General features: G+C 52.4%; 12 protein-coding genes and 3 pseudogenes. 11 read left to right on the plus strand and 4 right to left on the minus strand.

The features are described from left to right. Together ACJHX3_RS15475 and ACJHX3_RS15480 are read left to right on the plus strand one after the other, a co-directional pair. Positions 1-378: pseudogene (locus tag ACJHX3_RS15475) on the plus strand (IS1-like element IS1B family transposase); the annotation flags it as partial. Between the two features lie 15 nt (positions 379-393). Continuing rightward, positions 394-522 (plus strand): annotated as a pseudogene (locus ACJHX3_RS15480) (ISAs1 family transposase); the annotation flags it as partial. A 175-nt stretch (positions 523-697) separates the two neighbouring features. Here the strand turns inward: ACJHX3_RS15480 and yafV are convergent. After that, positions 698-1,468 (minus strand): 2-oxoglutaramate amidase, encoded by a 771-nt coding sequence (gene yafV, locus ACJHX3_RS15485; RefSeq protein ID WP_001118043.1) that lies wholly within the window; start codon positions 1,466-1,468, stop codon positions 698-700. A 180-nt stretch (positions 1,469-1,648) separates the two neighbouring features. Here yafV and ivy point away from each other — a divergent pair, with 180 nt between their 5' ends. Continuing rightward, on the plus strand, positions 1,649-2,095 hold the full coding sequence (ivy, locus tag ACJHX3_RS15490) for an Ivy family C-type lysozyme inhibitor (RefSeq protein ID WP_001308392.1): 447 nt from the start codon (positions 1,649-1,651) through the stop codon (positions 2,093-2,095). 42 nt (positions 2,096-2,137) lie between these two features. On the opposite strand, the gene fadE is transcribed toward ivy, so the two are convergent. Beyond that, positions 2,138-4,582: an acyl-CoA dehydrogenase FadE gene (fadE, locus tag ACJHX3_RS15495; protein WP_000973081.1), complete on the minus strand. Its 2,445-nt coding sequence runs from the start codon at positions 4,580-4,582 to the stop codon at positions 2,138-2,140. Between the two features lie 239 nt (positions 4,583-4,821). Between fadE and lpcA the strand changes: the two genes are divergently transcribed. Next, on the plus strand, positions 4,822-5,400 hold the full coding sequence (gene lpcA / locus ACJHX3_RS15500) for a D-sedoheptulose 7-phosphate isomerase (RefSeq protein WP_000284050.1): 579 nt from the start codon (positions 4,822-4,824) through the stop codon (positions 5,398-5,400). 104 nt (positions 5,401-5,504) lie between these two features. Next, positions 5,505-6,272, plus strand: a complete 768-nt coding sequence (locus tag ACJHX3_RS15505; protein WP_094308347.1) for a class II glutamine amidotransferase — start codon at positions 5,505-5,507, stop codon at positions 6,270-6,272. On the opposite strand, the gene dpaA is transcribed toward ACJHX3_RS15505, so the two are convergent. Then, the gene (dpaA, locus tag ACJHX3_RS15510) at positions 6,243-6,983 is read right to left on the minus strand and encodes a peptidoglycan meso-diaminopimelic acid protein amidase (RefSeq protein ID WP_001225679.1); all 741 of its coding nucleotides are present in this window, start codon (positions 6,981-6,983) and stop codon (positions 6,243-6,245) included. The two genes, ACJHX3_RS15505 and dpaA, sit on opposite strands and share 30 nt — an antisense overlap. Positions 6,984-7,283: 300 nt before the next feature. Here dpaA and ACJHX3_RS15515 point away from each other — a divergent pair, with 300 nt between their 5' ends. Further along, entirely contained in the window at positions 7,284-8,033 is a 750-nt protein-coding gene (locus tag ACJHX3_RS15515; protein WP_000093873.1) for a C40 family peptidase, read from the plus strand. Between the two features lie 161 nt (positions 8,034-8,194). Here the strand turns inward: ACJHX3_RS15515 and ACJHX3_RS15520 are convergent. Beyond that, a pseudogene (locus ACJHX3_RS15520) lies at positions 8,195-9,913 on the minus strand (flagellar biosynthesis protein FlhA); the annotation flags it as partial. Here ACJHX3_RS15520 and lafU point away from each other — a divergent pair. The 5 genes from lafU (at position 9,879) to ACJHX3_RS15545 (ending at position 12,998) form a co-directional block, all read left to right on the plus strand. Then, positions 9,879-10,664, plus strand: coding sequence for a putative lateral flagellar export/assembly protein LafU (gene lafU, locus ACJHX3_RS15525; protein WP_000207554.1), 786 nt, complete (start codon positions 9,879-9,881; stop codon positions 10,662-10,664). The pseudogene ACJHX3_RS15520 and the gene lafU overlap by 35 nt on opposite strands. A gap of 70 nt (positions 10,665-10,734) precedes the next feature. Further along, positions 10,735-11,790 carry a DNA polymerase IV gene (gene dinB, locus ACJHX3_RS15530; protein ID WP_001226183.1) on the plus strand — a complete coding sequence of 352 codons (1,056 nt, stop codon included), beginning with the start codon at positions 10,735-10,737 and terminating at the stop codon, positions 11,788-11,790. 51 nt (positions 11,791-11,841) lie between these two features. Beyond that, complete coding sequence (gene yafN / locus ACJHX3_RS15535) at positions 11,842-12,135, plus strand: type I toxin-antitoxin system antitoxin YafN (RefSeq protein ID WP_000554755.1); 294 nt, start codon at positions 11,842-11,844, stop codon at positions 12,133-12,135. A gap of 2 nt (positions 12,136-12,137) precedes the next feature. After that, positions 12,138-12,536: a type II toxin-antitoxin system mRNA interferase toxin YafO gene (yafO, locus tag ACJHX3_RS15540; protein ID WP_001263484.1), complete on the plus strand. Its 399-nt coding sequence runs from the start codon at positions 12,138-12,140 to the stop codon at positions 12,534-12,536. A 9-nt stretch (positions 12,537-12,545) separates the two neighbouring features. Further along, positions 12,546-12,998, plus strand: a complete 453-nt coding sequence (locus ACJHX3_RS15545) for a GNAT family N-acetyltransferase (protein ID WP_094308346.1) — start codon at positions 12,546-12,548, stop codon at positions 12,996-12,998. Positions 12,999-13,128: the final 130 nt, after the last annotated feature.

The raw sequence follows: 13,128 nt of genomic DNA on the forward strand, positions 1-13,128 counted from the left end.
ATGGACGAACAGTGGGGATACGTCGGGGCTAAATCGCGCCAGCGCTGGCTGTTTTACGCGTATGACAGGCTCCGGAAGACGGTTGTTGCGCACGTATTCGGTGAACGCACTATGGCGACGCTGGGGCGTCTTATGAGCCTGCTGTCACCCTTTGACGTGGTGATATGGATGACGGATGGCTGGCCGCTGTATGAATCCCGCCTGAAGGGAAAGCTGCACGTAATCAGCAAGCGATATACGCAGCGAATTGAGCGGCATAACCTGAATCTGAGGCAGCACCTGGCACGGCTGGGACGGAAGTCGCTGTCGTTCTCAAAATCGGTGGAGCTGCATGACAAAGTCATCGGGCATTATCTGAACATAAAACACTATCAATAAGTTGGAGTCATTACCCGGCACATCGCTATTAATATTTTAACGAATGATAATGTATTCAAGGCAGGGTTAAGACGTAAGATGCGAAAAGCAGCCATGGACAGAAACTACCTGGCGTCAGTCCTTGCAGGGAGCGGGCTTTCGTAATCTTGCCCTGGCTTTATTATCGAATTCGGTGACCGCCTTGACGGTCACTTCTGAGAAAGGCATTTACACAGAATGGTAAACAGACTCACAGAAACTACCTGGCATCAGTCCTTGCGGGGAGCGGGCTTTCGTAGTCTTACCCTGACTCTCCCCCGGCCCTAAACACAACCCCCACTCACCACAACCTAAACTCATCCGCATCCCGCCATGCCGGAAATTTCTCTCTATACTCCCGCAACGCCACCATCGACAGCTCCGCATCAATGCGCGTTGCCTGATGCGCGTCGGCAGTAGCGATAATCTCGCCTTGCGGATTAATCACCCGGCTGTCACCACGATAATGGCAGCCGTTGCCATCGCTGCCGACGCGATTGCATCCCGCCACATACGCCTGATTCTCAATCGCGCGGGCCGTCAGCAATGCCTGCCAGTGCAGAGAGCGCGGAGCAGGCCAGTTGGCGACGTACAGGGCGAGGTCATAATCGTTGAGATTGCGCGACCACACCGGAAAACGTAAGTCGTAGCACACCAGCGGCAAAATACGCCAGCCGCGCCATTCCACAATCACTCGCGCATTGCCCGCTTTATAATGCAGATGCTCATCTGCCATGCGGAACAGATGACGCTTATCATAAAAATGTACCGTGCCGCCCGGCTCAACCAGCAAAAAGCGGTTAACCGAACCAGACTCCGTTTGTAATGCAACACTGCCTGCAATCAGCGCATTGCACTGCTGCGCTTTAGCTGTCATCCAGTTCACTACGTCATCTTGTGCTAGCGACGAAGCTGCCGCTTCCATGGCAAAGCCGCTGGTAAACATCTCCGGTAGAACGATCACATCGCGCCCGGTAATACCTTCCAGTTGACGATCAAAATGACGCAGGTTGGCAGGACCATCCATCCACACCAGTGGTTGCTGCAAAAGCGTAATCTTCAAACCAGGCACGGTGTACAACTCCTTTATGCGAAGGGTTTTATAACTCTAACACCTTATCAGGCAGTTGCCTTAGCGCAGAATAAATTGATAACAAATGCTGATATTGGAAATATCTGATTTGCAAATTATCGTGTTATCGCCAGGCTTTAGGAGGTTAATAACATGGGCAGGATAAGCTCGGGAGGAATGATGTTTAAGGCAATAACGACAGTCGCCGCTCTGGTCATCGCCACCAGTGCAATGGCGCAGGATGATTTAACCATTAGCAGCCTTGCAAAGGGCGAAACCACCAAAGCTGCGTTTAATCAGATGGTGCAAGGGCATAAGCTGCCTGCCTGGGTGATGAAAGGCGGGACTTATACCCCTGCACAAACCGTAACGTTGGGAGATGAGACGTATCAGGTGATGAGCGCGTGCAAACCGCATGACTGTGGCTCGCAACGTATCGCTGTGATGTGGTCCGAGAAATCTAATCAGATGACGGGGCTGTTCTCGACTATTGATGAGAAAACGTCGCAAGAGAAACTCACCTGGTTGAATGTGAACGATGCGCTTTCGATTGATGGTAAAACGGTGCTGTTCGCGGCGTTGACCGGCAGCCTGGAAAACCATCCGGATGGCTTTAATTTTAAATAATTAGCGGATAAAGAAACGGAGCCTTTCGGCTCCGTTATTCAATTACGCGGCTTCAACTTTCCGCACTTTCTCCGGCAACTTTACCGGCTTCGTCGCCAGCTCTTCCGGATCAAAGTCATCAACGTTAATACTGCGCAGACGGCTTTCTTCAGCTTTCACCAGAATAGCGGCTTCATCTTTATCAATCAGCCCCTTCGCCAGCGCGTTGTGCGCCAGTTCATCCAGACGGGTAAATGGCAGATTTTTACCCAGCTCTTTACAGATCCGCTGATGAATCGGGTCGGCGGCAATCACATCCACTAGCGCCTCTTCCAGTAAACCAACCGGGTTATGCTCGCTTGGCGTCAGGTACTGACCGCGACCAATACGTGAACGAGTGGCGTTCGGCACTTGTAAAATCTTCGCCACTTTATGATCCAGCTTGTCAGACGGTGCCAGATAATGACGTCCGGTCGGGAAGATCACCACATTCAGCAGCCCGGCAACCACGCGGTTCGGGAAGTTTTGCAGTAAATCATCCATCGCCTGTTCAGCCTGATACAGCGCATCCTGTACGCCCCAGTGCACCAGCGGCAGGTCGGCTTCATTACGGCCTTCGTCGTCATAACGCTTCAGAACGGCAGAGGCGAGGTAAAGCTGGCTTAAAATATCCCCCAGACGTGCCGAGATACGCTCGCGACGTTTCAGGCTGCCGCCCAGCACCGCCATCGAGACATCAGAAAGCAGGGCGAGGTTGGCGCTCAGGCGGTTCAGATGCTGATAGTAGCGTTTAGTGGCATCGCCGGTTGGCGTGCTGCTGGTTAAACCGCGCGTCAGGCCCAGCCAGAAGCTGCGAACTTTGTTGCTACCGACGTGACCGATATGTTTAAACAGCAGTTTATCGAACGCGTTGACGTCATTGTTCTTCGCCGCTTCCATCTCTTCCAGCACGTACGGATGGCAACGAATCGCTCCTTGTCCGAAGATCATCATGCTGCGGGTCAGAATGTTAGCCCCTTCAACGGTGATGGCAATCGGCGCGCCCTGGTAAGCACGCGCCAGGAAGTTGCTCTGCCCGAGCATAATGCCTTTGCCACCAGTGATATCCATCGCATCAATAATCGACTGCTGCCCACGGTGGGTACAGTGATACTTAACGATAGCCGACAGCACGGCAGGTTTTTCACCAAGCATAATGCCGTAGGTAATCAGCGAGGCCGCAGCATCCATTACATAAGCGTTTCCGGCAATACGCGCCAGCGGCTCTTCAATCCCTTCCATCTTACCAATAGAGATTTTGAACTGACGGCGGATGTGCGCATACGCACCCGTTGCCAGCGCTACCGATTTCACGCCGCCGGTTGAGTTGGAAGGCAGGGTGATGCCGCGGCCTACCGAGAGACACTCCACCAGCATCCTCCAGCCTTGCCCGGCCATTTTTGGTCCGCCGATAATGTAATCGATCGGTACGAAGACATCTTTACCGCGCGTCGGTCCGTTCTGGAACGGCACGTTCAGCGGGAAGTGGCGACGACCAATTTCCACGCCCGGCGTGGTGGTCGGGATCAGCGCACAGGTAATACCTAAATCTTCTGCGCCACCCAGCAGTTTTTCCGGGTCGGAGAGTTTAAACGCCAGACCAAGCACGGTCGCAATCGGTGCGAGCGTAATGTAACGTTTGTTCCAGGTCAGACGCATCCCCAGCACCTGCTGGCCCTGCCATTCCCCCATGCAGACAATCCCGGTGTCCGGAATCGCGCCCGCATCGGAACCCGCTTCCGGGCTGGTCAGTGCAAAGCAAGGGATCTCCTGACCACGCGCCAGGCGTGGCAGATAGTGATCTTTCTGCTCATCAGTGCCGTAATGTTGCAGTAGCTCGCCCGGGCCTAATGAGTTCGGCACGCCGACGGTAATCGCCAGGATCCCGCTCACGCCGGAGAGTTTTTGCAGTACGCGAGACTGGGCATAAGCCGAGAACTCCAGCCCGCCGTACTCTTTTTTGATGATCATCGCGAAGAAACGATGCTCTTTAAGGTACGCCCACAACTCCGGCGGCAGATCCGCCAGCTCATGAGTAATCTGGAAATCATTCGCCATCCGGCAGGCTTCTTCTACCGGGCCGTCGAGAAACGCTTGCTCTTCTGCGGTCAGGCGCGGCTGCGGATAGTTATGCAGCTTTTTCCAGTCCGGCTTGCCCTGGAACAAGTCGCCCTCCCACCAGGTGGTGCCCGCATCAATCGCTTCTTTCTCAGTGCGCGACATCGGCGGCATTACCTTACGGAAACCGCGAAATACCGGCGCGGAAATCATCGACTTACGCATAGGCGCAAAGTTAAATGGCACGAGGATAATGGCCAGAGGCACCAGTACCCACGCCGACCACAGACCAGCAACGCCGAGGGCGGCTGTCCAGGCGAGCAAAATCAGACTGCTGATAAATAAGCTCACGCGGTGATAGAACAACGCGCCGAGCAGGACAACCGTAGCGAGAATACTCAAAATCATCATAACGAAAAGCCCCTTACTTGTAGGAGGTCTGACCACTTGTGATGATATGGTTGTAGTGGATGTAAAAACATTTAGCAATGTGTTTACAATATAATTACAACAAAGCTCACATTGTTGCTGTTTTTATCCGCACTTCAGGTCAAAAAGTCCTGGTCATAGCACCTGCCCGTACTTCTCGCTTTTGGCGGTATCCGGTACACTGCATTTTGTCTATTACATTTATGCTGAAGGATATCCTCATGTACCAGGATCTTATTCGTAACGAACTGAACGAAGCGGCGGAAACGCTGGCTAACTTTTTAAAAGATGACGCCAATATTCACGCCATTCAGCGCGCGGCGGTCCTGTTAGCAGACAGCTTTAAAGCCGGTGGCAAAGTGCTTTCCTGCGGCAACGGCGGCTCCCATTGCGACGCTATGCACTTTGCCGAAGAGTTGACCGGTCGCTACCGTGAAAACCGTCCGGGCTACCCGGCGATTGCCATTTCTGACGTTAGTCATATTTCCTGCGTCGGTAACGATTTTGGTTTCAATGATATTTTCTCCCGTTACGTTGAAGCGGTAGGTCGCGAAGGCGATGTACTGCTGGGGATCTCCACCTCCGGTAACTCTGCAAACGTGATCAAAGCGATCGCGGCGGCGCGTGAGAAGGGGATGAAAGTGATCACCCTGACCGGTAAAGACGGCGGTAAAATGGCTGGCACAGCGGATATCGAAATTCGCGTACCGCACTTTGGTTATGCCGACCGCATTCAGGAGATCCACATTAAAGTTATCCATATCCTGATCCAGTTAATTGAAAAAGAGATGGTTAAGTAAGTCTGGCGTAGGCCGAATAATGCGTTTACGCCGCATCCGACCTGAAAATACTTAAATCAATCTTCGCCGGGGGCCATGCGCTCCCGCTGTTGTGGAGGTTACCCATGTGCGAATTGCTCGGGATGAGCGCCAACGTCCCTACCGATATCTGCTTTAGTTTCACCGGTCTGGTGCAGCGTGGTGGTGGAACCGGGCCACATAAAGATGGCTGGGGCATTACCTTTTACGAAGGTAAAGGCTGTCGCACATTTAAAGATCCGCAACCCAGCTTTAATTCCCCCATCGCCAAACTTGTCCAGGACTACCCGATAAAATCCTGTTCGGTGGTGGCTCATATTCGCCAGGCGAATCGGGGCGAGGTGGCGCTGGAAAATACTCACCCGTTTACCCGCGAGTTATGGGGGCGTAACTGGACTTATGCCCATAACGGACAACTGACGGGGTACAAATCACTGGAAACCGGCAACTTCCGCCCGGTCGGTGAAACCGACAGCGAAAAAGCCTTCTGCTGGCTCCTGCATAAATTAACGCAGCGTTACCCGCGCACACCGGGCAACATGGCGGCAGTGTTTAAATATATCGCCTCACTGGCGGATGAACTGCGGCAGAAGGGCGTTTTCAACATGCTGCTTTCTGACGGGCGCTATGTAATGGCGTATTGCTCGACTAATTTACACTGGATCACCCGCCGCGCGCCGTTTGGCGTGGCAACGTTGCTGGATCAGGATGTGGAAATCGACTTCAGCTCGCAGACCACACCGAATGATGTGGTCACGGTGATTGCGACACAGCCGCTGACGAGCAATGAAACCTGGCAAAAGATTATGCCAGGCGAATGGCGCTTATTTTGCCTCGGGGAGCGTGTAGTTTGATGCCAGCTGTGGTTGCACAACTTCGTGGCTTAACGGCTTGCTGACCACGTAACGGCCATTGACCACAGAAACGGTCGGTGGCTTACGGGTTTGCTCAAAGTAGTCGTAGCCCGGCTTCAGTTGCTCCCAGAAGTCCTTAAAGTTGGAATATTTATGGCGCTTCATATTGGCGTCGGTCATGCGGAACGGGTAAATACTCACTTGCACGCTCGGCTGACCAAAAACCAGCGCACCAGTAACGAACTGGAAGATCTCATCAATACCCTGATTGGTCATCGCGTAGCAGCCGATGGAAACACAATCGCCGTGGATCATCAGATATTTCCCTTCATAACCATGCGCACGGTCATAGGCATTGGGGAATCCAATATTAATCGCTTTGTAGTAACGGCTGTCTGGTTTTAACTGATTACGCTGGACGCTATAAAACCCTTCCGGGCTTTTGAAATCGCCCTGACGCTGTTTTGGTCCTAAGCCGCCGGAATATTTACAGATTTTATAGCTGTCGAGCAGTTGATATTGCTCGCCCATTTTGACGTAGAGATCGAGCGTACGTTCTTCCTTGAAGATCTGGATGTAGACAGGGGATCCCATCAACTGCTGCTTATACTCTTTGCTCACTGGCGTGGTCGAGCTACTGCTGCCCAGCAAACCGGCAAACGAAACGCACGGGATCAACAACATCGCAAGAATTAATGCGATTTTACGCATACTGCTTATTCCTTGATAAAACGGTTACACACGCCAGGACGGCAAAATAGATCCCAAATCGGAATAGTCTGGATTTGGAAGGCTCACATTATCACCAAAAGAGTTTTACGCAAGCCTGTCGGCGCAGGGTTTACAAATTTAGCACAGGGGCAGTTTTCAATAGTCCGAAAAGCGCATGTATCATTTATTTCCTAAGATTATGAAACCTCAATAGTAATATGCAAATAAGCAATTAATAATCCCGTTTACTCCTCCGGTCTTTTAAAATTCTCACCTTCATTCAGCCGGTTTATGTCCTTCATGTCTTCGTTCTTTCACGGCAGATTTCTGCATCCAGGCGTGTTTTCGTTATGCGTTTTGCTCCCTTTACTCGCCAGCGCCACCACATCACATATCTCATTCAGCTACGCCGCCCGCCAGCGGATGCAAAACCGTGCGCGTTTATTAAAACAGTACCAAACCCATCTGAAAAAGCAGGCCAGCTACATTGTGGAAGGCAATGCCGAAAGCAGAAAGGCGCTGCGCCAGCACAACCGCGAACAGATAAAACAGCATCCAGAATGGTTTCCTGCGCCGCTCAAGGCGAGTGACAGACGCTGGCAGGCGCTGGCGGAGAACAACCATTTCTTAAGCAGCGACCATCTACACAACATCACCGAAGTGGCGATTCACCGCCTGGAGCAGCAGCTTGGTAAGCCTTACGTCTGGGGCGGCACGCGGCCCGATCAAGGCTTCGACTGTAGCGGGTTGGTTTTTTATGCCTACAACAAGATCCTCGAGGCGAAGCTCCCGCGCACGGCCAATGAGATGTATCACTACCATCGGGCAACGATTGTGGCGAACAACGACCTGCGCCGGGGAGATTTGCTGTTTTTCCATATCCACAGCCGCGAGATTGCCGATCATATGGGCGTGTATCTGGGAGACGGTCAGTTTATCGAGTCGCCGCGCACGGGGGAAACCATTCGGGTAAGTCGGTTAGCTGAACCTTTCTGGCAGGATCATTTTTTAGGCGCGCGCAGGATTTTGACGGAAGAGACGATTTTGTAGGACGGCAATACTGCGAAAAAGTTAAAGTCGTACACGTTTTTCTCCCTCGCCCCTTTGGGGAGAGGGCCGGGGTGAGGGACTCAGCGCGCACTTTCCCCTCACCCTAACCCTCTCCCCAAAGGGGCGAGGGGACAGTCCGAGACCTTATATAGTCTCCCCCATCAACTCAACGCCCCCATAATCTTCAACTCCAGCTCGTCCGGCACTTCGTTATACGACAGCACATGCAGCCCCGGCGCAAACAATCTCGCATAGCGCGCCAGCAAAGGACGCAACTGCGGCGGCACCAGCAGCACCGGGTCTTTCCCCGCCGCTTTCATCTGCTCCTTCACCTGCGGCATCGTGATCTGAAACTGGTTGAGCATATTCGGGTCAACCGGTACGCTGTCGAGCATCACTTTCCCGCCCTGTTGCGCCTGATTCACCACGTTGGTCAGCAGATTTTCCAGCTCATTATTCAGCGTATACACCGTCAGCTCCTGTTTGCGAACGAACGGATGAGTAATGCTGCGCCGCAGCGCCAGGCGCACATCAGCTGCCAGCAGAATATGATCTTTGGTCACTGTGCTACTGGCGACCAGCACGGTGGCGATGGCGACAATATCGCGCAGGGAAACGCCTTCGGTCAGCAGCGCCCGGTACACTTTCAGCAACTGGCTGTAATTGAGCGCCGCGCTTAAATCCTCCGCCAGGCGCGGTGCCATCGACGACAAACGGTTATGCAACTGCGTGATGTCATCATAGTTAAATAGATCAGGAATATAGCTGCGCACAATCTTGTTCACATGCGTGGCAATCACGCTGGCGCTGTCGATCACCTGATACCCCATATTCAGCGCTTTCGCTTTCTGCGCGGGCTGGATCCAGGTCACCGGCATCCCGTACGCCGGGTCGTTCCCCAGCACGCCGTCAATCTCGCCGTAGGTTTCGCTGGAGGGCAGGGCCATCAGTTTATCCGCCGGAATATCCGCTTCATCAGCCTTAATGCCATTGATGAAAATGGCGTACTGGCTGGGCTTGAGGCGGAAGTTTTCCCGAATGCGGATCTCCGGCAGCAGCACGCCGTTGCCGTCGGAAATCACCTGCCGCACGCCGCGAATTCGCTGGGTGAGCGGGTTGCCCTGTGCTTTGTCCACCAACGCCACCAGCTTGTAGCCGAGACTTAAACTGATAGGCTCGATCAGCGGAATGGTTTCCCAACTGACCTGTTGCTCGCTGGTTTCGGTGATAGTCCGGGTCAGCGTTTCGAGGCTTTTCTCTTCTGCCTCCGCCGCCTGCGGGCGTTTGCTCATCCGCCAGCCGGTAAAACCCAACAGGGCGCTGAACAGCAAAAACGGCAGATGCGGCATCCCCGGCACCACCGCCAGCACAAACATGATCCCGGTGGCGGTGTAGAGCACCGACGGGCTTGCCAGTAGCTGGTGGTGCACGTCATGGGCGATATCGCCGTTGTCGCTGACGCGGGTGACGATAATTGCCGCCGCGGTGGAGAGCAGCAGGGACGGGATCTGCGCCACCAGCCCGTCGCCGATGGTCATCAGCACATATTGCTGGAAGGCGGCATCGGCGCTCAGGTTGTATTTGAAGATCCCGATACAGACGCCGCCGATCAGGTTGATCGCCAGAATCATCATCCCGGCGATGGCGTCCCCGCGCACAAACTTCGATGCCCCGTCCATCGCGCCGTAGAAATCGGCCTCGCTGGCAACATCTTTACGCCGGGTTTGCGCCTGCGCCTGGTTGATCAACCCAGCGTTAAGATCGGCGTCAATCGCCATCTGTTTACCGGGCATCGCGTCCAGGGTAAAGCGGGCAGAAACCTCGGAAATACGCTCGGCCCCTTTGGTGACGACAATAAAGTTGATTGTCAACAGCGTCAGTAAATCCGAGCGTGAAAGCATTATCGCCGCGCTGCACGGGCAGTCGATTTTCAATGGCGGCGGGTTGTCGCCGTTAAATAAAATCAGCCCGTCTCATCCGCCAAAACCTGCCACCGTGGCGGTGCCGGAAGAGACGGAGAAAAAAGCGCGTGACGTCAATGAGAAAACGGCGCTGCTGAAGAAGAAATCAGCCACTGAGCTTGGCGAGCTGGCGACCAGTATCAACACCATTGCCCGTGATGCACATATGGAAGCGAATCTGGAGATGGAGATTGTTCCCCAGGGACTGCGCGTGCTGATTAAAGATGACCAGAACCGCAATATGTTTGAACGCGGCAGCGCACAGATTATGCCGTTCTTTAAAACTTTGCTGGTGGAGCTCGCGCCAGTGTTCGACTCGCTCGATAACAAAATTATTATTACCGGGCATACCGATGCGATGGCCTACAAAAACAATATCTACAACAACTGGAACCTTTCGGGCGATCGCGCGCTTTCGGCTCGTCGGGTGCTGGAAGAGGCCGGAATGCCGGAAGATAAAGTGATGCAGGTGAGCGCGATGGCGGACCAGATGCTGCTGGACGCGAAAAATCCGCAAAGCGCGGGCAACCGACGCATTGAGATTATGGTGCTGACCAAAAGTGCGTCCGATACGCTGTATCAATACTTTGGTCAGCATGGGGATAAAGTGGTGCAGCCGCTGGTGCAAAAGCTGGATAAGCAGCAGGTGCATTCGCAGCGAACGCGCTAGATGCTGAATCTTTACGCATTTCTCAAACCCTGAAATCACTGTATACTTTACCAGTGTTGAGAGGTGAGCAATGCGTAAAATCATTCATGTGGATATGGACTGCTTTTTCGCAGCGGTGGAGATGCGCGACAATCCCGCCCTGCGCGATATCCCTATTGCTATTGGCGGCAGCCGCGAACGTCGGGGGGTGATCAGCACCGCCAATTATCCCGCGCGTAAATTTGGCGTACGTAGCGCTATGCCGACAGGGATGGCGCTCAAATTATGCCCACATCTCACCTTGCTTCCGGGGCGCTTTGACGCCTACAAAGAAGCCTCAAATCATATCCGTGAAATCTTCTCGCGCTACACCTCGCGTATTGAACCGTTGTCACTGGATGAAGCCTATCTCGATGTCACTGATAGCGTCCATTGCCACGGTTCTGCGACCCTCATCGCCCAGGAAATCCGCCAGACGATTTTCAGCGAGCTGCAACTGACGGCGTCTGCGGGCGTGGCACCAGTAAAGTTTCTCGCCAAAATCGCCTCCGACATGAATAAACCCAACGGCCAGTTTGTGATTACGCCGGCAGAAGTTCCGGCATTTTTACAAACCTTACCACTGGCAAAAATCCCCGGCGTCGGCAAAGTCTCGGCGGCAAAACTGGAAGCGATGGGGCTGCGGACCTGCGGTGATGTACAAAAGTGTGATCTGGTGATGCTGCTTAAACGCTTTGGCAAATTTGGCCGCATTTTGTGGGAGCGTAGTCAGGGGATTGACGAACGCGATGTTAACAGCGAACGGTTGCGAAAATCCGTCGGCGTGGAACGCACGATGGCGGAAGATATTCATCACTGGTCTGAATGTGAAGCGATTATCGAGCGGCTGTATCCGGAACTTGAACGCCGTCTGGCAAAGGTGAAACCTGATTTACTGATTGCTCGCCAGGGGGTGAAATTAAAGTTTGATGATTTTCAGCAAACCACTCAGGAGCACGTCTGGCCGCGGCTGAATAAAGCTGATCTAATCGCCACCGCACGTAAAACCTGGGATGAACGCCGCGGCGGGCGCGGTGTGCGACTGGTGGGGCTGCATGTGACGTTGCTTGACCCTCAAATGGAAAGACAACTGGTGCTGGGATTATGATGTATACTATTATGTCTATTCTGGTGTGCATTATTATGAGGGGATCACTGTATGCATCGAATTCTCGCTGAAAAATCGGTCAATATCACTGAGTTACGTAAAAACCCAGCTAAATACTTTATTGATCAACCGGTTGCGGTTCTTTCTAATAATCGCCCCGCAGGATATCTCTTAAGTGCCAGCGCATTCGAAGCGTTAATGGACATGCTTGCTGAACAAGAGGAGAAAAAACTGGTTAAGGCGCGCTTCCGTCCGAGTGCCGCAAGATTAGAGGAAATTACACGCCGCGCTGAACAATATCTTAATGATATGACGGATGATGATTTCAATGACTTTAAGGAATAAGGATGCGGGTATTCAAAACAAAACTTATTTGCCTGCAACTTACAGCAGAGGAACTTGATGCGTTAACGGCGGATTTTATTTCCTATAAGCGTGACGGTGTTTTGCCAGATATATTTGGTCGCGATGCACTCTACGACGACTCGTTTACCTGGCCATTAATCAAATTTGAGCGAGTTGCTCATATTCATCTGGCAAATGTGAATAATCCATTTCCGCCACAGTTGCGCCAATTCAGCAGAACGAATGACGAAGCGCATTTGGTATATTGTCAGGGTGCGTTTGATGAGCAAGCATGGTTGCTCATTGCCATTCTGAAACCTGAACCTCATAAACTGGCTCGAGATAACAACCAAATGCATAAAATTGGGAAAATGGCAGAAGCGTTTCGCATGCGTTTTTGAATTTATATTATGAATAACATACAAATAAGAAACTATCAGCCTGGCGATTTTCAGCAACTATGCGCTATTTTCCTTAGAGCGGTTACGATGACCGCCAGTCAGCATTATTCACCACAACAAATTGCCGCCTGGGCGCAGATTGACGAATCTCGCTGGAAGGAGAAACTCGCGAAATCACAAGTGCGGGTTGCAGTCATTAATGCAAAACTGGTCGGCTTTATTACCTGCGTTGAACACTATATCGATATGTTATTTGTTGACCCTGAATACACCCGCCGTGGGGTTGCCAGCGCTTTGTTAAAACCTTTGATTAAGTCTGAATCCGAACTTACAGTGGACGCCAGCATAACCGCAAAACCCTTTTTTGAACGTTATGGTTTTCAGACAGTTAAGCAGCAGCGCGTTGAATGCAGGGGAGCGTGGTTTACTAATTTTTCTATGCGATATAAACCGCAACATTAAATCCAGCTTGCAATGAAAATAACGCCCGCCTGGTATGTGCGCGTTTTCTTATTCCACAAACTGCAAGGAGGTAAATCATGACAAATCCTTTATCAATGACTCTTTGCAGACCTTTCCAGGATTAATTCTT

It is taken from the genome of Escherichia sp. WS1265 (assembly GCF_046487585.1).
GTDB lineage: Bacteria > Pseudomonadota > Gammaproteobacteria > Enterobacterales > Enterobacteriaceae > Escherichia > Escherichia coli.